General features: G+C 48.7%; 21 protein-coding genes and 2 tRNA genes. 12 read left to right on the top strand and 11 right to left on the bottom strand.

The annotated features are described in order from the left end of the window. The first annotated feature begins 102 nt into the window (after positions 1-102). From LZP69_RS06395 to LZP69_RS06385, 3 genes are read left to right on the top strand one after another with little or no spacing between them, the layout of a single operon-like run. Positions 103-594, top strand: coding sequence for a putative 4-hydroxy-4-methyl-2-oxoglutarate aldolase (locus tag LZP69_RS06395; RefSeq protein ID WP_234199363.1), 492 nt, complete (start codon positions 103-105; stop codon positions 592-594). A 40-nt stretch (positions 595-634) separates the two neighbouring features. Next, positions 635-2,500 carry an AsmA family protein gene (locus LZP69_RS06390; RefSeq protein ID WP_234199362.1) on the top strand — a complete coding sequence of 622 codons (1,866 nt, stop codon included), beginning with the start codon at positions 635-637 and terminating at the stop codon, positions 2,498-2,500. Further along, entirely contained in the window at positions 2,500-3,183 is a 684-nt protein-coding gene (locus tag LZP69_RS06385; RefSeq protein WP_234199361.1) for a BsuPI-related putative proteinase inhibitor, read from the top strand. The genes LZP69_RS06390 and LZP69_RS06385 overlap by 1 nt, the downstream gene beginning before the upstream one ends. Before the next feature lie 104 nt (positions 3,184-3,287). Here the strand turns inward: LZP69_RS06385 and LZP69_RS06380 are convergent, their stop codons facing one another. Next, positions 3,288-4,829, bottom strand: a complete 1,542-nt coding sequence (locus tag LZP69_RS06380) for a lytic transglycosylase (protein ID WP_234199360.1) — start codon at positions 4,827-4,829, stop codon at positions 3,288-3,290. 83 nt (positions 4,830-4,912) lie between these two features. Beyond that, positions 4,913-5,689 (bottom strand): hydroxyacylglutathione hydrolase, encoded by a 777-nt coding sequence (gene gloB / locus LZP69_RS06375; RefSeq protein ID WP_234199359.1) that lies wholly within the window; start codon positions 5,687-5,689, stop codon positions 4,913-4,915. A gap of 251 nt (positions 5,690-5,940) precedes the next feature. Here gloB and LZP69_RS06370 point away from each other — a divergent pair, with 251 nt between their 5' ends. After that, positions 5,941-6,711 (top strand): class I SAM-dependent methyltransferase, encoded by a 771-nt coding sequence (locus tag LZP69_RS06370; RefSeq protein ID WP_234199358.1) that lies wholly within the window; start codon positions 5,941-5,943, stop codon positions 6,709-6,711. 50 nt (positions 6,712-6,761) lie between these two features. Here the strand turns inward: LZP69_RS06370 and rnhA are convergent, their stop codons facing one another. Continuing rightward, positions 6,762-7,244, bottom strand: a complete 483-nt coding sequence (gene rnhA, locus LZP69_RS06365) for a ribonuclease HI (RefSeq protein ID WP_234199572.1) — start codon at positions 7,242-7,244, stop codon at positions 6,762-6,764. Between the two features lie 67 nt (positions 7,245-7,311). Here rnhA and dnaQ point away from each other — a divergent pair, with 67 nt between their 5' ends. The 5 genes from dnaQ to LZP69_RS06340 all read left to right on the top strand — a co-directional run bounded on the left by dnaQ (position 7,312) and on the right by LZP69_RS06340 (position 11,931). Next, the gene (gene dnaQ / locus LZP69_RS06360; protein WP_234199357.1) at positions 7,312-8,040 is read left to right on the top strand and encodes a DNA polymerase III subunit epsilon; all 729 of its coding nucleotides are present in this window, start codon (positions 7,312-7,314) and stop codon (positions 8,038-8,040) included. A 1-nt stretch (position 8,041) separates the two neighbouring features. Further along, positions 8,042-9,373, top strand: coding sequence for a TIGR03503 family protein (locus LZP69_RS06355; protein ID WP_234199356.1), 1,332 nt, complete (start codon positions 8,042-8,044; stop codon positions 9,371-9,373). 149 nt (positions 9,374-9,522) lie between these two features. Further along, positions 9,523-9,599, top strand: a tRNA-Asp gene (locus LZP69_RS06350). A gap of 60 nt (positions 9,600-9,659) precedes the next feature. After that, positions 9,660-9,736, top strand: a tRNA-Asp gene (locus tag LZP69_RS06345). Positions 9,737-10,092: 356 nt separating this feature from the next. Then, positions 10,093-11,931 carry a cation:proton antiporter gene (locus LZP69_RS06340; protein ID WP_234199571.1) on the top strand — a complete coding sequence of 613 codons (1,839 nt, stop codon included), beginning with the start codon at positions 10,093-10,095 and terminating at the stop codon, positions 11,929-11,931. 83 nt (positions 11,932-12,014) lie between these two features. Here the strand turns inward: LZP69_RS06340 and fadE are convergent, their stop codons facing one another. Then, positions 12,015-14,462, bottom strand: coding sequence for an acyl-CoA dehydrogenase FadE (fadE, locus tag LZP69_RS06335; RefSeq protein WP_234199355.1), 2,448 nt, complete (start codon positions 14,460-14,462; stop codon positions 12,015-12,017). 235 nt (positions 14,463-14,697) lie between these two features. Between fadE and LZP69_RS06330 the strand changes: the two genes are divergently transcribed. Next, the gene (locus LZP69_RS06330) at positions 14,698-15,489 is read left to right on the top strand and encodes a class II glutamine amidotransferase (RefSeq protein WP_234199354.1); all 792 of its coding nucleotides are present in this window, start codon (positions 14,698-14,700) and stop codon (positions 15,487-15,489) included. 184 nt (positions 15,490-15,673) lie between these two features. On the opposite strand, the gene LZP69_RS06325 is transcribed toward LZP69_RS06330, so the two are convergent. Together LZP69_RS06325 and LZP69_RS06320 are read right to left on the bottom strand one after the other, a co-directional pair. Then, entirely contained in the window at positions 15,674-16,588 is a 915-nt protein-coding gene (locus LZP69_RS06325; RefSeq protein ID WP_326490250.1) for a DUF3108 domain-containing protein, read from the bottom strand. A gap of 24 nt (positions 16,589-16,612) precedes the next feature. Further along, positions 16,613-16,939, bottom strand: coding sequence for an MGMT family protein (locus LZP69_RS06320; protein ID WP_234199570.1), 327 nt, complete (start codon positions 16,937-16,939; stop codon positions 16,613-16,615). A gap of 319 nt (positions 16,940-17,258) precedes the next feature. Between LZP69_RS06320 and def the strand changes: the two genes are divergently transcribed. Next, positions 17,259-17,750, top strand: coding sequence for a peptide deformylase (def, locus tag LZP69_RS06315; RefSeq protein ID WP_234199352.1), 492 nt, complete (start codon positions 17,259-17,261; stop codon positions 17,748-17,750). 68 nt (positions 17,751-17,818) lie between these two features. Beyond that, entirely contained in the window at positions 17,819-18,331 is a 513-nt protein-coding gene (locus tag LZP69_RS06310; RefSeq protein ID WP_234199351.1) for a DTW domain-containing protein, read from the top strand. A 61-nt stretch (positions 18,332-18,392) separates the two neighbouring features. Here the strand turns inward: LZP69_RS06310 and trhA are convergent, their stop codons facing one another. From trhA to LZP69_RS06285, 5 genes are all read right to left on the bottom strand, one after another. Next, entirely contained in the window at positions 18,393-19,067 is a 675-nt protein-coding gene (gene trhA, locus LZP69_RS06305; RefSeq protein ID WP_234199350.1) for a PAQR family membrane homeostasis protein TrhA, read from the bottom strand. Positions 19,068-19,330: 263 nt separating this feature from the next. After that, entirely contained in the window at positions 19,331-20,215 is an 885-nt protein-coding gene (locus LZP69_RS06300) for a LysR family transcriptional regulator (RefSeq protein WP_234199349.1), read from the bottom strand. A gap of 33 nt (positions 20,216-20,248) precedes the next feature. Further along, entirely contained in the window at positions 20,249-21,343 is a 1,095-nt protein-coding gene (locus tag LZP69_RS06295) for a DUF3541 domain-containing protein (protein ID WP_234199348.1), read from the bottom strand. Beyond that, positions 21,318-23,159 (bottom strand): M3 family metallopeptidase, encoded by a 1,842-nt coding sequence (locus tag LZP69_RS06290; protein WP_234199347.1) that lies wholly within the window; start codon positions 23,157-23,159, stop codon positions 21,318-21,320. Before LZP69_RS06290 ends, LZP69_RS06295 begins: the two co-directional genes overlap by 26 nt. Further along, positions 23,125-24,078, bottom strand: coding sequence for an alpha-L-glutamate ligase-like protein (locus tag LZP69_RS06285; RefSeq protein ID WP_234199346.1), 954 nt, complete (start codon positions 24,076-24,078; stop codon positions 23,125-23,127). The genes LZP69_RS06290 and LZP69_RS06285 overlap by 35 nt, the downstream gene beginning before the upstream one ends. Position 24,079: the final 1 nt, after the last annotated feature.

Raw genomic sequence — 24,079 nt, 5'->3', positions numbered from 1 at the left:
CAGGAGTTCTAAAACCAGTTGACGGTAAATTTTGGCAAATTTTCATTTTTGACCGTCCTTGTTATAGTAGTTCAATATACCATTCTTGCTCGGAGGCTTGATATGCGAGATCTATTGCCCGATCTGTTTGATTGCTACCATGAACACTTATCTTTTATTGGCTCCCATTTTCGCCAATATGGCAAGCATCCTATCTTTTGGGGAGAGGTTGTCACCATTAAGTGTTTTGAAGATAACTCGAAAGTGAAATCTACGCTCGCTCAGGATGGTCGAGGAAAAGTCCTTGTGGTCGATGGCAGCGGTTCGCGCCGTGCGTTACTTGGCGATATGATAACGCAAACCGCGGTAGATAATGGCTGGAGCGGCATCGTTATCGCGGGTAATGTGCGTGATGTCGGCAAACTGAGATCCATGAACATAGGGATCCAGGCTCTGGGCGCAAATCCAATCAAAACGGAAAAAAAGGATCAGGGTGAGGTAAACATCCAATTGGTGCTGGAGGGCGTTATAATTAACCCAGGTATGGTCTTATATGCTGACGATAATGGCGTGGCGGTATCTGCATCGAAATTGGATCTGTCCAAGATATGTTAGTCACCCCAGTCGTTATTAATCTCATCAGATGGAAGCTGTTATGAAATTTATCAAATGGTTGTCGATAGTCGTCGTCTCTTTATTCGTTCTTTTATTTGCCTATTTGACGTTAATTTTCGATCTCAACGATTTTAAACCTCAGATTGTCGATCTGGTAAAACAGCAAACAGGACGGGAGCTGGCGATTGAGCAGGACTTAAGCTGGACTTTCTTCCCCGCAATAGGGATCAAGCTTGGTGATATATCACTGACAAACCCACAAGGCTTTAAGCATCCTGAGATGCTGAGTGTTAAAGGCATTGTTGCCGAAGTGGCACTTATGCCGTTGCTGAGCCGTGAGATAGAGATAGCCCAGCTGAATCTCGATGGTTTGACGCTAAATCTAGACAGTTACAAAGATGGGCGTAGCAGTTTCGATGGCTTAAGTGGTGACAAGGCCGTGGCCGCTAAGGATACAAAAACGGATGAGAAATCACCTGCGACGACAGCTCCCCAGGCGCCAAGCCAAATAGAGCTGGGTAAGTTAACCATAGGCGGGGTTGCGATAACCAATACCCAGATAAATCTGTTTGATGAGGCCAGCAACCAGACCCAAACCTTTAATCTGGATGAGCTTAAATTAGGTGCGTTTTCTCTCGATGAGTTTGCTTCCTTCTCCTATCAATTCAGTGCCTCTATGCCGGATATGCAGCTAAGTAGTGAAGGTGAGGGGCTGCTGAAGGTCGCCAAGTCCTTGGATCTTATCACAATCAAAGACTTCATTATCAAAAATAGGGTGGAGGGAGCCGGTATACCGAATCAGTCTCTGAGTAATCATCTTGAATTAGGCGTGCAGATCGACAGCAAGGCCAAACAGCTTTCCGTCATGATAGCCAAGTTAACGGCCAATGAGATTCAGGGAACGGGTAAGCTGGATGTTGACTACGGCAGCAGCGTCCCTGAAATAGTTGCCGACCTGGATTTTGGTGATATTAATCTTGATAACTGGTTACCTAAGGGGGAAGATTCAAAGAGCGCTGATACCTCAAAACAGGCAACAGACAAGCAGCAAGCTGCGCAGCAGGAGCCCGATCTTTCCGGATTAAAGTTGGTCAATGCGACCCTGGATATTAAGGTGAAGTCTATCAGCACCCAAAATATTAAGACCCAGAACTGGGTCTTGGCTATGGTGCTGAAAAATGGCGTGCTGGATCTGAAGCGGCTCTCATCAGATCTTTATCAGGGTAAGATGCTGACTCGCGCAACCCTGGATGGCCGCAATAAAGTGGCCAGTTATAAGTTTGTCACTAAGGTCGAGGGTATTCAGATCCGCCCGCTTCTGACTGATGCTGCTGAGGTTGACCTGCTTGCAGGGAAAACGCAATTTAACGTCACAGGCTCAGGTAAGAGTCTGATCCCTGACAATATCAAATCAAACCTGCTTGCTAATGGTAACTTTGAAGTGGCCGATGGCGCGCTTTATGGGGTGAATATTCCACAGATGCTGCGCGATGCTAAGGCGAAACTGAGTGGCAATCTCAATGCGCCCACCTCGGCGGAGAAGAAAACCGATTTCACCAGTCTGACCGGCAGCTTCTCCATGGCGAAAGGGGTGGTCAGCAACCCTGACCTGTCTATGGCTTCGCCTTTAATCCGTCTTGCTGGTAAGGGGCAGGTGAACCTGATTTCTGAGGCGATAGATTATAAGCTCAGCACCTCTGTTGTTGGGTCATTGGAAGGACAAGGCGGTAGCGAGCGTGATTCTCTCTATGGCGTAGAGATCCCCTTTGCGATTTCAGGCAGCATGGCCGAGCCCAAGTTTGCCCTGGATACCAAGGCACTGTTCGATAACAAGCTCAAACAGGAAACCGAAAAAGCCAAAGACAAGCTGAAAGATAAACTGTTTAAGAAACTGGGAGGATTTTAATGACCCCTTGGATAGTAAAAGTGGGGCTTATCACAGCCATTATGTTAATGCAGGCCTGTTCCAACGAGGCGCAAAGCGATCTGTCATCTGAATCTGCCTCAGTACCTGTTACTAGCCAGCAAAGCGCCCCAGGTATGGGAACTGGCCCGAGTGATTTACATGGCGAGACTGGCTTGCATGTAGAAACTGGCTTGCATGCAGAGAGTGGCTTGCAGAAGAGGCAAACAGAGAACACCCAAGGATATCAGCCTATGCTGGTGGGGCAGACGCAATATGGTCAAGACAAAAAGCGAGAAAGCGCTATGAATAAGGCTGAAGGGATCTTAAATGGGGTACTGACGAGTCAGAGCGATGTCAAAGGCTTGGCTGTGACATTGACCATTACCAATCCTCGCTCGGTCGGCGTCGCGATTCAGTATCGCTCTGGCATGACGGCAGATTTATGGCTGGTGGACCCCAACGGCAAGCGTTTATGGGCCTGGTCGAGTGAGATGATGTTCACCCAAGCATTAAGGGATGTGGTGATTGGTGCCAATAAGAGCGTAACTGTGAAGTTTCTGGTACCCGCCAAGGTGTTAGCTAAAGCCCCAAGAGGAAGTATGCTGGTGGCAAAATATGCGGGCAGGGTACAAGACTCCTCCATGCAGGCGATGGCCGATGTTGAGTTGCCACTAATGATGTGAGCTAATCGCGGTTTCATTTCATTAAAAAAGCGATGCCTGGCATCGCTTTTTTATTCAATGGTCTTTTCAACGGTCTTTTCCATGACCTTTGACACTCAACCGCCTTATGCGCTGGATTTAGTCACATCCACATAGAGGGTGAGCTTCTGACCCGGCTGCAGGTATTTATTCTCAGACAGGTCGTTCCATTGCAGTAACTGCTGAACTGTGACACTGAATTTACTGGCAATTTTCGCTAAAGAGTCACCGGCTTTCACTGTGTAGTTAATGGTGCGGGTGATGCTTTTACTGCTACCTTTTTGCCAAATCACGAGTTTTTGGCCTAAGCGCAGCGTGTCTTTCGGCGCCATGTTGTTCCACTTGGCTAAGTTAGCGACTGAAACCTTGTATGTTTTTGCCAATATCCATAAAGAATCACCGGATTTCACTGTGTGATGCATTTTATTGCCACGCCCGCTGTTTTGGCGTTTTAGCAGACGTTGATCGGCAGAAAGCAGGTATTTGGATGGATCTTTGGCCGAAATTGGGATTAACAGGTATTTGCCGGCAATGATCTGATTGCTGCTGATACCATTTACCGCCTGTAGCGCCCCGACAGTGGTATGAAATCGTTTGGCGATTAATCCCAGGTTATCACCGGGTTTTATCTGATAACGTTGCCATTTTAGGCGGTCTTGCTCATCACTTTCGGCAAGCGCCGACTCAAACAGCTCGGCCTTATCTAAAGGCAACACCAGCTTATGGGGCCCTTGAGGAGATGTTGCCCACTGATTAAATCCTGGGTTGAGGGCATGTAGATCTGTCAGTGTCATGCCAGCCATTTCGGCGGCGAGGGCAAGATCGATTTGACTCCCAGTATCGACCACTTTTAACACAGGCTGGTTCTCAATGGGGTAAAGCGCTATGCCATACTCCTGGGCATGTTGTATCACGTCTGCCAGAGCCAATAGTTGTGGCACGTAACGCTCGGTTTCACTGGGCAGATCCAGTGACCAGAAGTCAGTATCTTTGCCGCTGTTTTGGTTGCGTTTGACCGCATTTAACACTCGGCCTTCGCCTGTGTTATAGGCGGCGATCGCGTAGAGCCAGTTTTGCTTCGTTTTCCCGTGAAGGTACTCCATCATGTCCAGTGCGGCCGTTGTAGCGGCGGGCACATCGCGTCTGCCGTCGTACCACCAGTTCATCTCCAGGCCAAAATGTTTTGCCATTGGGGAGGTAAACTGCCAAAGACCAGAGGCGGCGCCATGGGAATAGGCGAAAGGATCGAAAGAGCTTTCAACTATTGGCAGCAGCGCCAGCTCCATGGGTAAGCCACGCTGCTCAATTTCGTCGACGATAAGGTACATAAAAGGCTGCGCACGCTTGGACACGCGGGCAAGGTGTTTCGGGTGCTTGATATACCAGTCACGGTATTGATTGACCAGTTTCTTGTCGGGTATGGGGAAGGTGAGCCCGAGTCGAATACGCTGCCATACGTCCGTGATGGCGACTGGGGCTTCAACCTCAACTTGCACGGGTTCTATTATCACAGGTGTGCTAACAGGCACCTCAAGGGGTTGAGCTTCGACTGGGGGCTGTTCATTAAAAGACTGACAACCGACAAGCAGAGAAAGTCCCCCAGCTATTAAAAAAGATGTTAAACGCATCTAATTTTCCTTTAATAGTGTCCCTCTTACACGACCTCAGATGAGAATGGAGACTAAATTAGCCCGGCATTGTAAATGATTTATCAGAAGTTGTCTTTCCATTGCCTTAGAAGCGTGAAACAAGTTTGCCCATCTTGGATAGGTTGTTGAAAATGTGAGGCCGTGTGCTGCCAAATTGAGGGGCTATCGCTGCGTAGAAAGGGGTTAATCGCTTTTTGTTGCCCAAGCATAGTTGGCAGAGTCGGCCTATTTTGCGCCCTTAATTGCAGTGCATCCTGATGGTATTTGTGCAAGTTTTGGTTGTCAGGCTCGACAGTCAGGGCAAACTTTAGGTTGGCTAAGGTGTACTCATGGGCGGGATAGAGCAAGGTATTATCATCGAGGGCGGCAATACGATTAAGGGAGGCCAGCATCTGCTCCGGCGTGCCTTCAAAGAGTCGGCCACAGCCGGCATTGAACAGGGTATCGCCACAAAAGAGGTGCGACTCTATCTGGTAGGCAATATGCCCCAGGGTATGGCCGGGCAGGTGTAAGATCTCAACAGGCTTTCGGGTTAAGGGCAGTTCAATCTGTTTTATCTTACTGCTTATGGGGTGCGTCAGGCCTGTGATATTTTCATTATCCGGACCATAGACTAGCAAGGCCTGGTTAAAGTGTTTCTGCAGCTTTTCGATCCCGCCGGTATGATCGAAATGATGGTGAGTGATCAAGATGCCGGTTAACGCTATTTGTTGCTGCTTCAGGTGTGCGATAACGGCATCGGCATCACCCGGATCGACCACAAAATGATGGGATTGGTTGTCGCTGACTAGCCAAATATAGTTATCATTAAAGGCGGGTATGGGCGTGACCTTAAGCATAATATCAAGACCTGAAATTCTGTGAGTGAGTTTACTTAGTTAATATGACTCGAACCTATATAAGTGCAAAGACTGCGGCGGTTCAATTGCTATCGATCAATTGCCATCGAGCAATCGCTATAGATCAATAGCTTCATAATAATTTATGCATTCATCTTATTAATCATCTTAGTTTAAATATTTGCACTATTGCTTGTATAGCCCTTTACGGATTTAATAAGAGAGTAAGCAGACTAAGGATTGGAGGCTGCGTGACCTTAGGTAAAAAACATGCCGGTAAAAGCAGAGCCAGTGAAGCAACAAACAGGCATCCCAGTCAATGGGATGATCTGCCCAATGGTCAATGGCTACAGGAGGCGATAGAAGAGAAGCTCGCGCCTTGGTGGCCGAAAGTGTTTGGCTATCATTTGTTGAATATGGGGCCGCTGAGCGCCACGCTGGATAAACCTAATCTGCCGGTGGGACGTGAGTTTTCCATCAGCCCTCAAGGGGGTCAGTCACTCAATGGTAGTTACCGAGCTCTGCCACTGCAAAATGGGGTGATTGACGCTGTGGTCTGTAATTTGCTGCTCGATTTTGAGCCTGACCCATACCGGGTACTGCGGGAAATTGACCGAGTGCTGATTTCCGGTGGGCATGTTTTCATTATTGGCTTTAACCCCTTAAGCCCGGCATTCTTAGGTAAGTTGCTGCCAAAATATCAGGAACATCTTCCCTGGTGCGGGCGGTTTTTTATGCCGTTTCGGGTCAAAGACTGGCTGGGGTTACTGGGTTATCAGGTGATAGGGGATGAAAGACTTGTCTACCATCATCTGCTCTGTGACATCGAAAATGAGAGTATCTGGCAACATGCGCTGCAAGCCTGGCTGCCTGGCAGTGGCTCAGTTTATCTTCTGGTGGCCCGCAAGCTGGAGAGTCCGCTGACGCCGATAGCCGATAAGCAGTTGGTGCCCAAACCTAAATGGTCCACCGCCCCAACCGTTGGCCGTGCTGGACAACTGGGTCGAAAAATCAATAAGTGAGGCTTTTTTCATCAGGTAGAGGCTGACCAGGCTAGGCTATCGTTTTAGATTTACTGCGTTAGACTGGCAAGGTAGCCAGTGTCTTCAGCCGTGGGATGCGCTTCGGCTGCCGCTCTGGCCAGTTGATCGCAGCGTTCGTTCTCAAGGTGACCGGCGTGACCCTTTACCCAGCGCCAGTCGATATGATGCGCTTGTACCGCTTTGTCCAAACGTTGCCAAAGGTCGATATTTTTAACTGGCTGTTTGCTGGATGTCTGCCAGTTACGCTGCTTCCAACCATGGATCCATTGGGTGATCCCTTGGCGCATATATTGGCTGTCGCTGGTGAGAATGATATTACAGGGCTCTTTTAAGGCTTCCAGCGCTATGATAGGGGCAAGCAGCTCCATACGGTTATTTGTGGTCAGGGCGAAACCGCCAGAGAGCTCCTTGAGATGGTGTTTATATTTCATCACCACGCCATAGCCGCCGGGACCCGGATTGCCAAGGCAAGATCCATCTGTAAATATCAAGAGTTGTTTCAGTCCGTTCATCAAGTTGCTACCATAGCCGGTAAAAATCGGCAGTATACCCAAAATTTTTCGATAAAAGTGGATAAACATGAATATTATCTCCAACGCGCGACGTCAAATTATTCTCGATACCGAAACCACGGGGATGAACCAAGGTGCAGGCCCTGTGTTTATGGGTCATCGCATCATAGAAATTGGCTGCGTAGAGGTGATTGACAGGAAGCTGACCGGCCGCCATTTTCATGAATATATCAATCCGATGCAGCTTATCGATGAAGAAGCGATCGCGGTGCACGGTATCACCAATGAAGCCGTGGCCGATAAGCCGGTATTTGCCCAAATCGCTAAGGATTTTATTGAGTTTATCGACGGCGCAGAGATAGTGGCCCATAACGCGAACTTCGACGTCAGCTTTATGGATCATGAGTTTTCGCTGCTCAATCCCAAAGGGCCTAAGACAGATGAAATCTGTCAGGTGCTCGATTCTCTTGAGATCGCCAAGTTTCTCCATCCAGGACAAAAAAATAACCTCGATGCCCTGTGTAAACGCTATGGCATAGATAACTCCCGCCGTGAACTGCACGGGGCATTGCTCGATGCTGAGATCTTGGCCGACGTTTATCTCATCATGACTGGCGGTCAGACCAAGTTTGAACTGTCTAACGATAAGCCGGGTCAGGAGGGGGGCGGTATACAACGTTTACCTCAAAATCGCGCAAAACTTAAAGTGATCGCCGCATCGGCCGATGAACTAATTAAGCATGAAGAAAGATTAGATTTAGTGGCAAAATCGGGTCAATGTCTCTGGCGAGGATAAATTGAGATTAGTTAAGTGTTGGCTGTTACAGGCTGGCGTGCTGCTGACCTTGTTGTCGGCAAGCGTGATTGCCTATGGGAAAGTGGTGCCTTTATCTCAGGCGAGTGAACTCAAAAACCGTTTTCGTATCGATCATATGGTCGATGAGCTTACTCTGTTTATTCAGCGTGAATATGGCAGCGCCCCTGTGATCCTAGTGCTGCCCGATGGCAGTAAGTGGTATCAGTCTCGCCACCCAGAGAGTGTTAAGTGGGTCGATGGCCTCAGCGGTGATATGGTCACCATCTCATCACCCATGCCTGGCCCTTGGCAGCTGTTAGGCCAAATCGTGCCGGGTTCTAAGATTAGTAAAGTCTCTAAACTCGCCATCGACCTTGATCCTTTGCCGCAACCTTTGTACCAGAGCGAAAGGTTAAAAATTACCGCACGTTTAATGGGAGACGAGCAGAGAGTCCGCATGCCTGGGCTTGATTATCTTATTGATTGGTCGGTTAAATTTATCAGCCAGCACAGAGCAGACGAAGAGAATTTTGCCGCAGGCAGTTTTAATGTCGGCAGTTATAAAGACAACGGGCAGGGATTGGATGAGCGTCCCGATGATGGCATTTTTACCGCCGATATTAATCTTCACCAGCCTTGGGGACATTATCGACTGCAGGTGATTGCGGATAATCTGATTTTCAGCCGAGAAATCGATCTGGATTTTGAGCTTAAGCCTCTGCCGATTGAGGTGGAATTGCTGGAGCCTGACAATCCACAGTCGGGCGTCTGGCAATTGAGACTGAAGGTGGATGAGTCAGAACTCAATTTGGCCGACACCCATTTTGATTTTGAATTGCTCGGGCCTGCCGGTGTCCAGCAAGCCCTTCCTCTAGGCGCGTTGTCCGCGGGCGAATCCTTGATAAATTTGCCTAATGTCAGCGAACTAGGCAGCTATCGCATCAAAGGCTCGGCGGTTTCTACGACGACGTCTGGCCGAGAAGTGGTGTTAACACTGCCAGAGCAGTTCTTCAGTCTTTCTCCGCCTCCACCACCGCCACCGACGAAGAAACAGCTTGCTGAGTTGGCGGCAAAGAAAGCGGCGCAAGATGAAGCGCAGGCAAAGGACAAGGCTCTACTGTTAATCATGGTCATCAACGGTGCGCTCTTGTTATTGGGGGGACTTGGACTCTTTTTGTGGCGTAAGCGACAAAAATGGATCCAAAGCAGAAGTGCCAAGGTGCAAAATGCCAGTCAGTTAGGCCAGAAAAGAATGCAGGAAGTCAGTGCCAGTTTGGATGAGATTGATTTGATTATGCCCAAAGATTTCACTCAATCAGCCAGACGGGACTAGTTGAGCAAGCGTTTCATCAAGGCCATTATGTTGTTGCGATGCAATGTGGTGAGAGCAAATTGATGGTTTTTTAACTGATTGGTTCGTTTGATTTAAAAAATGATTGACGAGGGGGAAGTGCCTCAGTATTATCCATCGCAACTTGATGTGGAGCGGTAGTTCAGTTGGTTAGAATACCGGCCTGTCACGCCGGGGGTCGCGGGTTCGAGTCCCGTCCGCTCCGCCAATCAAGTACCTAATTTTAAAATTATTTTGCAAGAGTTTAAGCAAGGTAATTGCAAGTTTAGGAGCGGTAGTTCAGTTGGTTAGAATACCGGCCTGTCACGCCGGGGGTCGCGGGTTCGAGTCCCGTCCGCTCCGCCAACACAAGATAAAAGCCTCGTCAGCAATGATGGGGCTTTTTTCGTTATGACGACCAGCGGGATTAATTAGCTTGATGAAGTGTTCTGCGGCATAGCTAAAGAAACGGTAGTTGAGTTGATTAGGCGCTTTATTAAAAATCGGCCTGTCACGCTAGGATCGTGGGTTCATTCTTTATAAAAGCAGGTCCGCTCCGCCAAAATAAGATGAAAGCCTTGTCAGTAATGACGGGGCTTTTTCGTTATGCCAAAATTACCCAAAATGATTTCCTGAATTATCTGTGTATCACTATCGACAACTAGGACGGTGTCGCGCATGCTGTAGAGCAAGGTTCGCTATTGATATTTGAGGATAAATATATGGTCGAGCAGATCACAGCTATGTTAGGGCTCCTAGGTGTTCTCTCTATTGTGTGCCAATGGCTAGGTTGGAGACTTCGCCTGCCAGCCATTTTACCTCTCCTGTTATGCGGATTATTGGTTGGGCCCGTCTTTGGCGTGATGGATCCCGATGCTATCTTTGGCGACCTTCTCTTTCCTGTGATCTCTTTGGGCGTGGCTGTGATCTTGTTTGAGGGCGCCCTGACACTTAACATTTCTGAAATTCGCGATCATGGCCGAATGGTGACGCACTTAGTCACCTTAGGCACCTTAGTCACCTGGGCCGTTATCGGGGTAGCGACACATTTTACCATGGGGTTTGATTGGCCTTTGGCTATGCTGTTTGGCGCCTTAGTGGTGGTTACTGGTCCGACTGTGATAGTGCCTATGCTGCGCAGTATCAGGCCTAAGGTGCAGATCGCCAGTATTTTGCGCTGGGAAGGGATCGTCATCGATCCTATAGGCGCTCTGCTTGCGGTATTAGTGTTTGAATATATCGCTGTGGCCTCGGAGCCCGCTAGCCATGTATTGCACTCATTAGTCAAAATGCTGGGGATAGGCATAGGCCTGGGAGCCCTGTTTGGTTATCTTATCGGGCTCATCATACGTCATGCTTTGGTGCCCCATTACCTTAAAAATACCGCAGTATTAACTATCATGCTGGGCAGTTTTGTCGGCTCGAATTTGTTGCAGGAGGAGTCGGGTCTGCTGACTGTGACTGTCATGGGGATCTGGTTGGCGAACATGCCCAGGGTGGATATTGACGATATTATCGAGTTTAAGGAGACATTGACTGTGCTCTTCATCTCGGGTCTATTTATATTGCTGGCGGCCAGACTCGATTCTCAGGCGCTGCTTAATCTTGGATGGCACGGTATCGCCACATTGCTGATAGTGATGTTTATTGCCCGGCCTTTAAGTGTTTGGTTGTGTGCCTTTGGCACGTCTCTGCCCAGAGCCGATAGGTGGTTTTTGAGTTGGGTTGCCCCTCGCGGAATAGTTGCGGCTGCGGTATCGTCACTCTTTGCTATCAAGCTGGAAAAAGAGGGCGTCAACGGGGCAGAGCAGATAGTGCCTTTGGTGTTTTTAATCATCATAGGTACGGTAGTAAGCCAGAGTTTGACCGCGGGTGCCTGGGCACGTTTCCTTGGAGTAAAAGGGGGCGCATCTCAGGGATTTTTGATTTTCGGTGCCTCCAACTTTGCCAGGGCCTTGGCTAAAGTCTTGCTGAGTAAGAATGTGCCAGTCCTGCTGGCCGATAATAACTGGGATAACATTCGTCTGGCTCGAATGGATAACATTCCTGTTTATTTTGGCAATCCGGCATCGGAGCATGCGGATAATGCCATTAATATGAATGGAATAGGTCGGCTATTGGTGCTCTCTCCCTACAGGCAACTTAATCCTTTGGTCACCTTCCATTATCAGGAGCTGTTTGGCAGGCACAAAGTCTTTGGTTTAAATCATAGCGAAGGCAACAGTGCCCGCCATCAGTTATCCGAAGCTTATCAGAAGGGGTTATGCCTTTTTGGTGAGTCAGTTTCCTATGGTCGCCTGGCCAGCACTATGGCTAAAGGTGGGATGATTAAGAGCACCAGCCTGACAAAGAATTTTACCTTTGAGGATTTTAAGCAGCGTTATGGTGAAGGCGCGCTACCGCTTATCTATCTGCAGGAGGGCAAGGTAAAGTTGATCACCAGCTCTGTGAGCGATCTACCTGTGGGGATTGAGCTTATCAGCCTGCTGCCCAAAGAGGCGATTAAAGAGGCTCCGATTGAGGAGACTAACGATGGCGAGAAGCAGAGCACTCCAGCCTGAATTAATGCAAATAATACAAGTTAACTGCTAATAAAAAACCACCCTAGGGTGGTTTTTTATTGAGTCATACCAGCTTATTACTCTCAGGCGGCTTGATGCTGGGCCTCGGGTTTTATCGCTTGGGCTTTAAGCTCTTGCGGATCGAAATCATCGACATTAATGGACTTCATCCGGCCAATTTCGGCTCGCTCCAGCAAGGCGATTTCCTCTTCACTCAAGATCCCCAGAGCCTTACCTTCTGCCGCCAGTTTATCCAGCCACATGAAGGGTAGACGCTTGCCCGATGCCCTGCTTATCTTATCGACTAGCGGCTCACAGGCGAGGATATCCTTAAAGGTTTGCTCCTGAATGCCAACAGGGTTGAACTGGCTTGGGGTCAGGTATTGGCCTTTACCTAAGCGATCACGGCTGGCACAGGGCGTCTGCATTATCTTAGCCACCTTGTGATCTAACAGATCGCTCGGGCGTTTAATCGGACGACCGAAGGGGAAGAGCACTAAGCGCAGGGGTTTACCCAGTCCCATAGGGAAGTTATCGAGTAGGTCATCGAGTGAGTCCTGTAATTTATACAGGGCATCTTCAACGGCCCACTGAACTAGCGGCAGATCTTCGCTCTGACGTCCCTCATCCTGATAGCGTTTCAAGGTAGCCGAAGCAAGATAAAGCTGACTGAGCAGATCCCCAAGACGGGCTGAGATACGCTCTTTGCGTTTTAGCTCGCCGCCCAGGGTCGCCATGGCAAGATCCGATAATAAAGCCAGGTTAGCGCTGAAGCGGTTCATCTGCTGATAGTAACGTTTAGTCTTATCCTGATAGGGGCTGCTGGAGAAATGACTCGATGTCAGTCCCAGCCAGAAACTGCGGATGAAGTTGCTGATACTAAAGCCAATGTGTCCAAAGAGGGCCGAGTCAAAATCATTGAGCCCCTTGTGGTGATCGGGATCGAATGCCGACTCCATCTCTGCTAGCACATAGGGATGACAGCGGATGGCTCCCTGTCCGTAGATGATCATAGAGCGGGTTAAGATGTTAGCACCTTCTACCGTAATGGCGATAGGCGCAGCTTGATAACCTCGGCCAAGGTAATTGTTCTCACCCAGACACACCCCTTTACCGCCATGAATATCCATGGCGTCGATAACACATTTCTGCATTCTGTCAGTTAGGTGGTATTTCACTATGGCTGAGATAACCGAAGGCTTTTCGCCCATGTCGATACCTGTGGTGGTCAGGCTGGTCACCGCATCCATCAGATAGGCATTACCTCCGATGCGTGCCATCGGCTCTTCAATGCCCTCTAATTTCCCGATAGGCAGTTTAAACTGGCGACGGATACGGGCATAGGCACCGGTTGCGATAGCGGCGATTTTAACACCGCCAGCCGAGTTGGAAGGGAGCGTGATGCCACGGCCCACGGATAAACATTCGACCAGCATACGCCAGCCTTGGCCAGCCATTTCTGGGCCACCAATGATAAAGCTCAGAGGGACAAACACTTCCTTACCGCGAGTAGGACCATTCTGGAACATACAGTTTAGCGGGAAGTGACGACGGCCTGTTTCAACGCCAGCAAGATCGGTTGGGATTAGGGCGCAGGTGATCCCAAGCTCCTCCTGATCTCCCAGCAGTTTGTCAGGATCTTTTAACTTGAAGGCCAAACCCAGGACGGTCGCGATAGGGGCGAGAGTGATATAGCGTTTGTTCCATGTCAGTTTCATACCAAGGGTTTCTTCCCCTTGCCACTGGCCCTTACACACGATACCGAAGTCGGGTATGGCGCCCGCATCGCTGCCCGCTTCTGGGCTTGTCAGCGCGAAACAGGGAACTTCAAGGCCTTTGGCCAGACGAGGCAGGTAATAATCTTGCTGTTCCTGTGTACCATAGTGCTGTAACAGTTCGCCAGGGCCTAGGGAGTTGGGGACGCCAACAGTGGAAGCCAATTCACTCGAGAGTCCGGCCAGTTTTTGTAATACGCGGGACTGAGCGTAGGCCGAAAACTCAAGGCCACCATATTTCTTTTTGATGATCATGGCGAAGAAACCATGATCTTTCAGGTATTGCCAGATCTCGGGCGGCAGATCGGCCAGCTGATGAGAGACTTGATGTTGATTGAGCATCTTACACACTTGCTCAACCGGGCCGTCGAGAAAAGCTTGCTCCTCGGCTGTGAGTCGGGCTTGTGGGTAGTTATGCAGTTTTTTCCAATTCGGCTTACCCGCAAAGAGATCGGCTTCCCACCAGGTGGTACCGGCTTCGATCGCTTCCTTCTCTGTCGATGACATCTCTGGCATCAGGCCACGGTACAGCTTTAGCAGAGGTCGGGTGATCAGGGTTTTTCTGATCCCACTGATATTGAGTGGCAGTGCGATAGCAAGGAAGAGGATCCAGGCAAGCGGAGAAATGACGGCAGTGACGCTACCAAGAGCCATGACTATGGCGGTGATAATGCTTGAGGTGAACAGGGATACTCTCAAATAGGCTAAGGCGCCTAGTGTGAAGAGCATCACTAAAATCCAAAGTAAGGTAGTCACGGTTTTCTCCTTGTAAGTGCAACTATGGGTAAGGCTCTGAACCCACTTTTCATGACGCCTATCACAATTATAGGCGGTGGTCAGACCTGTGTCTTATAAAATCTACCTCTTCGATTTAATTTGCACAAGCAGTTTTCAAACAATTGTTTAAATTTTTTATTTGTGTGTCGATTCCACTCTCTGTCTCAACTGGTTAGAATGATAGAATCGAGATTTTTGTGAGGTTGCTTTACTTATGTGTGAGCTGCTGGCCATGAGTGCTAACGTGCCAACGGACATAGTGTTCAGTTTTACCGGCTTGGCTGAGCGTGGCGGCGTAACTGGCCCCCATGTGGATGGCTGGGGGATCACCTTCTATGAGGGTAAGGGTAACCGGACATTTAAAGATGCCTGTCCCAGCAGCGAGTCCCATGTGGCTAAGCTGATAAAATCCTATCCTATCAAGAGTGAGGTGGTCGTTAGCCATATTCGTCAGGCGAACCGGGGCTGTGTATCCCTAGAAAATACCCATCCCTTTACCAGGGAGCTTTGGGGTCGTTATTGGACTTATGCTCATAACGGCCAGTTAAGTGATTATGAAAGCAAATTTTCTGTTTCACGCTTTCAGGCTGTGGGGGATACAGATAGTGAACTGGCGTTCTGCTGGATTTTAGAGAAAGTTGTTAAGCGTTTCGGCGAACGCAAACCGGACGATCTGTATGAGGTGTTTAGCTATATCGCCACCTTGGCCGATGAGATCCGCGCGCTTGGGGTATTTAATATGATCCTCAGCGATGGCGAATATCTGATGAGCTTTTGTTCCAACAACTTGTGCCATATCACTCGCAGAGCCCCCTTTGGTAAGGCTAAATTAATCGATACCGATGTGGTGATCGATTTTGATAAAGAGACGACCCCAAATGATATCGTTACAGTGATTGCCACCCGGCCCTTAACCGATAATGAGCAGTGGCAGGTGCTCACGCCGGGAGAATGGAAACTGTTTCGTAAAGGGGAAGTAGTGCTTGCGGGTAGTACTTTAGAGTAGCTCTTTGGCTAGAGCAATGCTTTAGGTATAGTAGCGCTTCGCTGTTGGCGTGTTGTGGGTTAGCGGCTCGCAGGGCATCTTGTGTCACCAAATAACAGAAAAGGACGAGGTCAGGCTCGTCCTTTTTTATCTGTTGCACAAATTTTTGCTTGTTGGCTGTTTATAATTGTTTGTTAAAGTCGGCTCAAGGTTTAAAGCCAGGCTCTGGTTCAGTCTCTGGTTTAGTTTCAGCCTTAGCGTCAGTTGTCCCTTCGGGCGAAGTAACTTTGGACTCGAGTGTGGGTTGCTGCGTCTTATTCTCTTTTCCTGTATCGCTATTTCCAGTATCACCATTTTCTGCATCAAGATGTTCAGAAATGCTTCCTTTAATTCGGGTTTGTCCGATAGCGTTTTGTTCAAACTGGTAGTTGAGTAGTTTGATGTCCAGCTGTTTGCTACCTTTCTCATAATGGGTCAGTTGCACTGGAAGATAAGCCAGTTGAGGTGCCATCCAGAAGAAGGTCTGACGCTTAGTGCTTTCCCTCACGACCTCAATCTTTACCGTGTCATAGCTACCGCTCTCTAGGGTGATGCGCTCTTGGCCTAATACCTTGAAGTCATAGTCGTCTACTTTGCCGCTTTTTAGCAGATCGTAGTGCATGGTCTTAGCCCCGGCTGTGATGTCCAGACGAAACTGCAGCTGGGCGCTCAGGGGGTCATAAAGATCGTCAGTGTATGGAAATTTGTCTCTTTTATCTTTATAACTGCTGTGAACCAGCTTCTGATCCAGCACATAGGCTGTCTGATCGCTAAAATCTGATCCTGTGCCGGTGCGCTGCTGAATATAGCGCATAGGAGTGAGTTTCTTGCCATCGAAGCTGAAAGTACTCTTGATGGTACGTTTATCAGTCAGCATCAGCAGGCTTAAGTCACTATCGAAGCGGTAATGGTAAATATTTCCCTCGGGTGCGGGCAATTGATAACGGGCCCGACCCAGTTCAATGCTGCCGTAATTTACCTGATATTCGGCCGATTGCGGAGTGAGTGGATCGACAACGGCATAGGCCGGCAAGCTACTGGTTAGCAGCAGGCCTGAGAGGATGAGTTGAGATTTGATCACATACAAGGCGCGTCTCCCATCATATTAAAAAGGTAATTCAAATACCAAAGTTGCCAAGTCGGGTCGCCATTCATGCTCGCAAAGCTTGACCCTGCCATGATTGACTTGAATATCTTCACTCCTCAATAACTGGAGTTGTTCAATAAAAGCCGGCGTATTTTTCGCGAAAGAAATTTTGCCCTGGCTGTTGATCACCCTGTGCCAAGGAAGGGGCATATTGGCCGGAGCCAGTTTCAGCGCTCGGGAAACATACCTTGCACGGCCTGGTAGTCCGGCTAAATCGGCAATTTTACCGTAGGAGATCACCTTTCCCTTGGGAATGAGTGCGACCACATGCCAGATACGCGCCATGGGTAAAACGGGCTTTTGCGTCACGATAAACCTTGAATAACCAAATAGGTAATTTTGATGGTAAACCACAGATGCAGGAATAAAAAGTGGTGCTGGCATAAAAAATAAAGTTGGAATGAAAATGAGTTAGCCGAGTAGTGGTTATTGTGTTTCAGCCTGAATGGGCTCTCTTTTAAGAGTGTTTAAACATTGCCCAGCCAGCCTGAAGATTAATCTGTGCTTGGGGTTAAGAGTGTTGCCATTGAAGTCATTTAGGTCATAATGACGCCACTTTTAATAAGCAACTTTCATTAAGCAACCTACTTAAGTTAATTGAATTATGGCCATACTGAATATTCTTACTATCCCGGATGAACGACTCAAGCGTAAAGCAAAACCGGTCAGTGACATCGCGGCAGTACAAACTTTTATTGATGATTTGACCGAAACCATGTATCAAACCGAAGATGGTATCGGATTGGCGGCAACCCAGGTGGGCAGCGAGCATGCCATTATCGTGATCGATCTTTCAGAGAATCGCGACGAGCCTCTCGTGTTAATTAACCCTGAGTTCGTTGAGTGTTCGGGAGAATATCTGGGGGAGGAGGGCTGCCTCTCTATTCCTGGTTATCGTGCAAAAGTTGCTCGTTACAGCAAGGTCAGTGTCAATGCACTCGATCGAGAAGGCAAGCCTTTTACTATAGAGACAGACGATTTTTTGGCCATAGTGTTGCAGCATGAGATGGATCACCTCGAAGGTAAGGTATTTATCGAGCATCTGTCGAAGCTTAAGCAGCAGATCGCCTTGAAGAAGGTCAAAAAATATAAGTAAGTTCGTCTACTCAGCTTTTTTCGCTGTAGCTAAAGCCATGAAGCCATTAAGTCATTAAGCCTAGAGCCATGAAAATAGTCCTACTGACTCATGAACGCGAATTGAGCCGGCCAAGTAACACGGGGCGATTGGTTAACGAGTGTCTGCCCGAACTGTGCAGGCAGGTGATATGGCGCAGAGTCGAGCCTTGCTCTGAGTTAATCCAGCTACAGCAGGCGTGTCTCGATGGCGAAGCATTGCTGTTGTTTCCTCAAAACAGTGATGAGCAAGCGGCACAACCAGAGCCAAATACAGAGCCAAAGCCTGCTCACTGTTCATCTGCGACTGCTGATATTTTACTTATCATACTGGATGCCACTTGGCAGGAGGCCCGTAAGATGATGCGCCAAAGTCCCTATCTGCAGCAGGCGCAGCGACTCTCGTTATCGGGTGAATTTCACTCCAGTTATCAAAAACGCCGTAATCAAATTGAGGGCGGACTCTGTACCTTAGAGTGTGTAGAGCAGGTGTTGCTTGATGCAGGCATGGACCAACAGGCCTCGCTGTTAGCCAAAGTATTTAGCCAGTTCAATCAGGTTTAATTCCTTCACTCTTGTTTAAGGAGCTTATTTAAATAACGGCCAGATTAAAATCACCGACAGTTTAAATCACGGTCAGATAGATACAGAGGAAGTGACTGAGGGCGCCAAAGAGTACGAACAGATGCCAGATAGCATGGTTATAGGGAATGCGTTTATTCACATAGAAGATCACGCCCACGCTGTAAAAAATACCTCCGGCAAGTAAGAGAGTAAAACCTAATGGGCTCATCGCCTTGCTCAGATCGCTCATCACCACACTGCATAACCAGCCCATGATCAGATAGAGGATCAGGCTGAACACTTTAAAGCGATGGATAAAGATGGTTTTGAATAGGATCCCAGCCACGGCCAGTGTCCAGATGGCGATTAAGATCCATTTGGCCTGCTGGGCATCAAGAATGTTTTGCATCAAGGGGGTATAAGTGCCGGCGATCAGCAGATAGATGGCGCAGTGATCGGCAATTTTCAGTTTATGCTTTAGCTTAGGCTCACTGACGCTGTGATACAGGGTGGAACAGAGAAACAGCAGGATAATAGTAAAACAATAGAGGATAACGCCTGTTAGCTGAATGCCTGTGAGTACCCCCAGCCCTTTATTGACGGAAAATAGCAGCGCGAGAATACCGGCGAGAACGCCAAGACCATGGCTAAGGGCATTAGCCAGCTCTTCTTTCTTACTGTAGCCTATGCTTGCTTGGACTGTGGCCACGGTTAAGCCGATTGCCTCTTTTGTCATGTTTGTTAGATCCGTCTGGTTTGACCTCAGATTAGGCAGTGTAACAGCTAATCTACCCAAAACCAACCAGCTTACACGTGTAAGCTGTATTGGTTTGGGTAAGGGATAAAGCATACAAAATAAGCTTAATCTATTGGGCTGCTTGTACTTTTTATCGCATTTTTTAATAATGGAAAATCAAAACAGCATATCAATATAGCTAAACAGACTAGATTAAATTTCGAGATGTCAATCGCCACTACTTCACTAGACGACTTTTAGCCTCATTTATGCTGAGCTAAAATCAACTGCTCTAATAGCTGTGAGGCTGGGCCCTGTTGATCCCGGTTGGGAATGATCAGGTTAAGCGCGGCACGTCTATGGCTACTGCCCTGAAGGTTTAGCTGATGCAGCTCACCTCGATTGAGCTTTTCTGTGACCAGATGCGCCGGGATCCAGCAAAAACCTAAGCCTTTATCTAAGATGGCGATAGCTTCATGGAAGTTGGATACAGTCCAGCGCTGCTCTGCCTTGAGCCAGCCAAAATCGGTGCGAACCATCTGGCCTGTATCTTTGATCACCAATTGCAGATGCTCTGCCAAGGTCTGATCATCCAATGGCTCTAGGCGGCTGGCCAGTGGGTGACTTGGATGGCATACGAGTAAGAACTCCACATGATCGAGAGGTTCTGCCAGATACCTTTGAGGTGGGGTTCCCGCGATGGCAATATCCACCTGTTCAGACTCGATCAACTCCTGGGTGCCGCTGATCACCGAGTCGATAATGATAATGCGGGTGCCGCGCCCTTGAGGCTCAAATAATGCCAAGGCATCGATGAGCTTTTCCATGGGGTAGATTATCTCCCGGGCGATGATGAGAGTCGGCTCCCACCCTTTTTCCAGGCTCTTTGCCAGCAACTCGAGATCTTGTACCGAGCGGGTAATGTGGCGCGAACGGCGCAGCAGCACTTCGCCAGTCTCTGTGAGGTAGGCTTTGCGTCCCTTAATTTCCAGCAGCGAGACCCCCAATTGCGACTGTAACTTGGCCACCGCATGATTGAGTGAAGATTGACTCTTATTGAGTTTTTGCGCCGCCTGGGCATAGCCACCATGATCGACAACGGCTTGTAAGATTCGCCACTGCTCAAGTGTTGATTTAGCCTGGCCCATGCTGGATAGCTCCTGTTTTAGTCTATGACGAGGTTAGGGTTTTTGCGTGACCTGTTTGGGCAGATACTCTTTGGTGGCTTTCAGCCGATGAAGATAGGGGCCCTGATAGAGTTTATCGGGCCAATTGAGCAGCATCATAGCCAGGACATTACGGTGTTCGCCTAAGGCTAAGTCCGGATTGCCTTTAGGCGAGGGGATGATGTTTTCACGTTTGTCGAATGCGTTAATGATGTGCGCCTGAGTCTTTTTTACGACTGGGTTATCAGACAGCCCGGCGAGGTGAAAACTGATCCCCACCTCGGCTATGATGTCATCGGTTGCATCCTTGAGAATACGGTCAATATTGGCTTCGAAATAGTCTAATATCCAGGCAAACTCTTTGGGATCAACCTGGTGCTGATAATATTCGCTGGCGGCAAAGATAAAGTGGGTCATACCATAAATCTTGTTGCGATATTGACTCTTTTTCAACGACTTATCACGGCTGGCTGGGTAAACTTGGTTAAAGGCTTGCTTATAGTCGTTAATATAGTCGCCGACCCCCATCTGTTTAGCCCAGTAGGCGTAATTAATCAGCTGCGCCGCCCAGGACTCAATCATGGCCTTATCGGTCAGGCCATGTTGTAAATCCGTTGCTTTAAGGGCTTTGATCAATTTGTCATGGCAGGGACCTTCTAGGCCAAATTCATCGATACGGCTGGAAAAACGCAGTAGCACATCGGTATAGAAGATAAACTCAGGAAAAGGCTGCAGTGCCTTCTTACGCGCCTTGGCTCTTGGGCCATTACCTAATAGAGAGATGGCGGCTTTCGCCTCTTGTTCGACAAAGCCGGGTTTGTCGAGCTGGCAGGCATAAAAAGCCTGAGATTCGGTGACGGCATAGAGATCCACGAGCGCGGCGTTGGCATATTTATCATCACCTGTCATGCGATAGAGGCGAATACCATAATGTCCCTGCACTCGGGGCGGTAGCTGGTAGAGTTGAGTCTCTAAATTGGCTTGAATGGCCTGGCGAACCTTAACGGCGTCATTATCTTGTACTGTTTTAGCAGAGCATGCCTGGGTAAAGAGTAATAGGGAAAAGGTGAAGCTAACAGCCAGTTTATAGCTCAGACGGGATAGGCTCATGTTGGATCCTTTTTATTAAAGCACTAGGCGATACATCTTCACCCAAGATAAGTTTTAGCTGGGCTGAAAAAGGCAGTTGCGCCTCATTAATCAATAAAATAGTAAAAGTTTGCTGCTGTTTTTGCCACTCTTTTCCGTTGTGGTAAATAAGTTGTGCCAGCTGTTTTTGCCATAGGCTCTGGTAATAGAGTGGGCCTTGATCGAGTATGCCACTGAAGCTGTAGATGGCATCCACCGCCTGTGGCCAATCCTGAGCAAAACTTTGCTTAAAGGCGCGACTTAATTGCGCCGCATCCAGCCTGTTCTTATAGAAGGCGAGGGCAAGTTTGCTACGAAAAACTTTCAGCTGAGTGTCATATTGAGCAAGATAAGCTTCCCTGCTAGCGTTTGGCACTGCTGGCAGTAACTTGCGACTCAGATACTCGCTTAACCAATACTCGCCCACCTGTGCGCTGTCCTGGCTTTCACCTAAGGTGTTGAGTAGATAATAGTGTCCGCCCTTGAGAAGCCGGGCGACTTGCTGTGACATTGCTTCTATCGCTTGCAGCTGGGCGCGGTAGTCGTCTAAGGTGGCGGGCGCGCTGAATGAACCTTGGCCAAACTGAAGGCCAATGACACCCTGGCGAATTGTGTTCGATACAATTTTAGTTTTTGATGAACGCCTTTCCGGCTTCGTTTGAGTCTCTGTCTGTGAATTGTCTTCTACTAGATCGCTTTGCGTCGCGCTCTGCGCTGTGATCTGTAAATAGATATCCCCTAACAGCCGCCCCTGGTGCCAGAGCCTAACCAGAGTGGGATTTGCCATTTCGGCTTTGATACCAAAGGGTTTTAGCTGCTCAAACATTGAATCGATAAAAGTATTGGTGTCAATGGCTTGGCTGTCGGTTTTTGCACTCTGACTCAAGGTGAGGGCGAGATCCCAGGGGGCCACGGTCGGCGCCGTGATAGCATCGAGAAACTGTGCTACCAGCTCGGGTGTGTTGAGATACTGTTCGCTGAGCTGGTAGCTTGCGAAATCTGCATACCTATTTAATGAAGCAAGCTTTTGTTTGTCATCAATAAAGCTTTGTAGCCTGAGCTGGTTTCTCTGCTTGGCTCGGATCTGATAGGCCTGCCACACCTGCCGGCGACATGCTCCATCTTGTTGTTTAAGCAGATAGGCGGCGATGGACTCCTGAAATGGCTCAGATGAGGACGCTGCGGGTTTATCTGCATCGGGCAACTGACAGGGCTCTGGCATAATTAAAGAGAGTGCTTGTGTGGTTAAGGCGTGCTTTACGCTGGCTTCAAGGCTGTGAAATCTGGCTTTTTGCGCTAAATCCTCTTGCTGGGAGAGCAGTCCACCTAAGCGTTTGCCTAATAATTGCTCTTCGCTGCTATTCCCACTACTACTCCCACTCTTTTGTGCACCGCTCTTTTGGGCGCCAAGTAATGCCTGGCTAAGCTGAATGAGATCCGGCCTTTGCGTTAGCTGGTGAAATTGGTCGCCCAGATGTAGCTGACATTGCAGCAGGGCCTCGCGACTGTTGCTGCTCATCGCATATTGGCGGTAATAATCCACACTGTCTTTGAGGTTGTAAAGACCAATAAGTTGGCGCTCAAGTTGCCTTGCGTGTTGGGTAAGCGCCAGAGGCTCAATACTTTGATTTTCACTAGCCTGACTTACAAAATCGCTAACACCGGCTAAAGGCTGCAGCTCATATTCCAGACATTGCTGAGATAAGAGTTCGAGGGGAGAGGCGGCCTGGGCCGCCATGACGAGACTAAGCTGAGTGAAGAGACTAAGCAGAGTGGTTGCTAAAATGAACCTTAGCATAGGCGACTCGCTCTTCTACTGACATCTTCTTATTCTTCATCTGCTCCACATGCAGCAGTCTTGGCAGAATACCCTGGCCGTTGGCTATCTGGATTGCCAGCCCTGGACGGGCGTTGAGCTCCAGCAGCAGTGGGCCTAACTCTTTATCGAGCACCATATCAGTTCCAAGATAGCCTAGTTCACACATCTCATAGGCTTGAGAGGCCGTATGTAACAGTGTGTCCCAATGGGGAACCTGAATATCGGTCAGCAGACGATTTGTATCTGGATGGCGCTCGATGGGACGGTCAAACTGCACTGCATGCAAGCCTTTGCCTGTAGCAATATCCAGCCCCACACCGACAGCGCCCTGGTGGAGGTTTGCCTTACCGTCCGATGCGGCGGTTGAAAGGCGCAGCATCCCCATGACAGGAAAGCCTTTAAAGACGATCAGGCGAATATCCGGTACCCCTTCGAAGGAGTAGCCATCGAACACGGGATCGAACTGGATAAGACCTTCGATAATGGCTACATCGGGTTTGCCACCGAGGGAGAAGAGGCCGCTGAGAATATTAGACACATGGCGGTCGATTTCACTCGGGGTGACCTCATTACCATTGGTCTTAAAATAACGGCCATTTTCCACCTTAGTGATCACTAAGATCCCTTTTCCTCCCGCGCCCTGAGAGGGCTTGATAACAAAGCCTGTGCGGTTGTTGACCATCTCTGGGATATGGGCGATATCGTGCTGCTGGGTTACCGTGCCAATTAAGGCTGGCACGGCAATATCATTGGCCAGGGCAAGCTGTTTGGTTGTGAGCTTGTCATCGACGCGTTTATAGAATTTACGTGGATTATAGCGGGCAATAAAGTCGATGTTACGCTTGTTCATGCCCAGCACACCATTATTTTTCAGGGTTTTAGGACGTGCAAATAACATG

Origin of the sequence: Shewanella sp. AS1 (genome assembly GCF_021412565.1) — a bacterium.
Classification (GTDB): domain Bacteria; phylum Pseudomonadota; class Gammaproteobacteria; order Enterobacterales; family Shewanellaceae; genus Shewanella.
This window is presented reverse-complemented; position numbering and strand designations above follow the sequence as displayed.

Excerpts from the sequence above, each read along its gene's own strand:
- LZP69_RS06395 (WP_234199363.1), top strand. The coding sequence starts at position 103 with ATGCGAGATCTATTGCCCGATCTGTTTGATTGCTACCATGAACACTTA.
- LZP69_RS06390 (WP_234199362.1), top strand. The coding sequence starts at position 635 with ATGAAATTTATCAAATGGTTGTCGATAGTCGTCGTCTCTTTATTCGTT.
- LZP69_RS06385 (WP_234199361.1), top strand. The coding sequence starts at position 2,500 with ATGACCCCTTGGATAGTAAAAGTGGGGCTTATCACAGCCATTATGTTA.
- LZP69_RS06380 (WP_234199360.1), bottom strand. The coding sequence starts at position 4,829 with ATGCGTTTAACATCTTTTTTAATAGCTGGGGGACTTTCTCTGCTTGTC.
- gloB (WP_234199359.1), bottom strand. The coding sequence starts at position 5,689 with ATGCTTAAGGTCACGCCCATACCCGCCTTTAATGATAACTATATTTGG.
- rnhA (WP_234199572.1), bottom strand. The coding sequence starts at position 7,244 with ATGAACGGACTGAAACAACTCTTGATATTTACAGATGGATCTTGCCTT.
- dnaQ (WP_234199357.1), top strand. The coding sequence starts at position 7,312 with ATGAATATTATCTCCAACGCGCGACGTCAAATTATTCTCGATACCGAA.
- LZP69_RS06340 (WP_234199571.1), top strand. The coding sequence starts at position 10,093 with ATGGTCGAGCAGATCACAGCTATGTTAGGGCTCCTAGGTGTTCTCTCT.
- LZP69_RS06330 (WP_234199354.1), top strand. The coding sequence starts at position 14,698 with ATGTGTGAGCTGCTGGCCATGAGTGCTAACGTGCCAACGGACATAGTG.
- LZP69_RS06320 (WP_234199570.1), bottom strand. The coding sequence starts at position 16,939 with ATGGCGCGTATCTGGCATGTGGTCGCACTCATTCCCAAGGGAAAGGTG.
- def (WP_234199352.1), top strand. The coding sequence starts at position 17,259 with ATGGCCATACTGAATATTCTTACTATCCCGGATGAACGACTCAAGCGT.
- LZP69_RS06310 (WP_234199351.1), top strand. The coding sequence starts at position 17,819 with ATGAAAATAGTCCTACTGACTCATGAACGCGAATTGAGCCGGCCAAGT.
- trhA (WP_234199350.1), bottom strand. The coding sequence starts at position 19,067 with ATGACAAAAGAGGCAATCGGCTTAACCGTGGCCACAGTCCAAGCAAGC.
- LZP69_RS06300 (WP_234199349.1), bottom strand. The coding sequence starts at position 20,215 with ATGGGCCAGGCTAAATCAACACTTGAGCAGTGGCGAATCTTACAAGCC.
- LZP69_RS06295 (WP_234199348.1), bottom strand. The coding sequence starts at position 21,343 with ATGAGCCTATCCCGTCTGAGCTATAAACTGGCTGTTAGCTTCACCTTT.
- LZP69_RS06290 (WP_234199347.1), bottom strand. The coding sequence starts at position 23,159 with ATGCTAAGGTTCATTTTAGCAACCACTCTGCTTAGTCTCTTCACTCAG.
- LZP69_RS06285 (WP_234199346.1), bottom strand. The coding sequence starts at position 24,078 with ATGTTATTTGCACGTCCTAAAACCCTGAAAAATAATGGTGTGCTGGGC.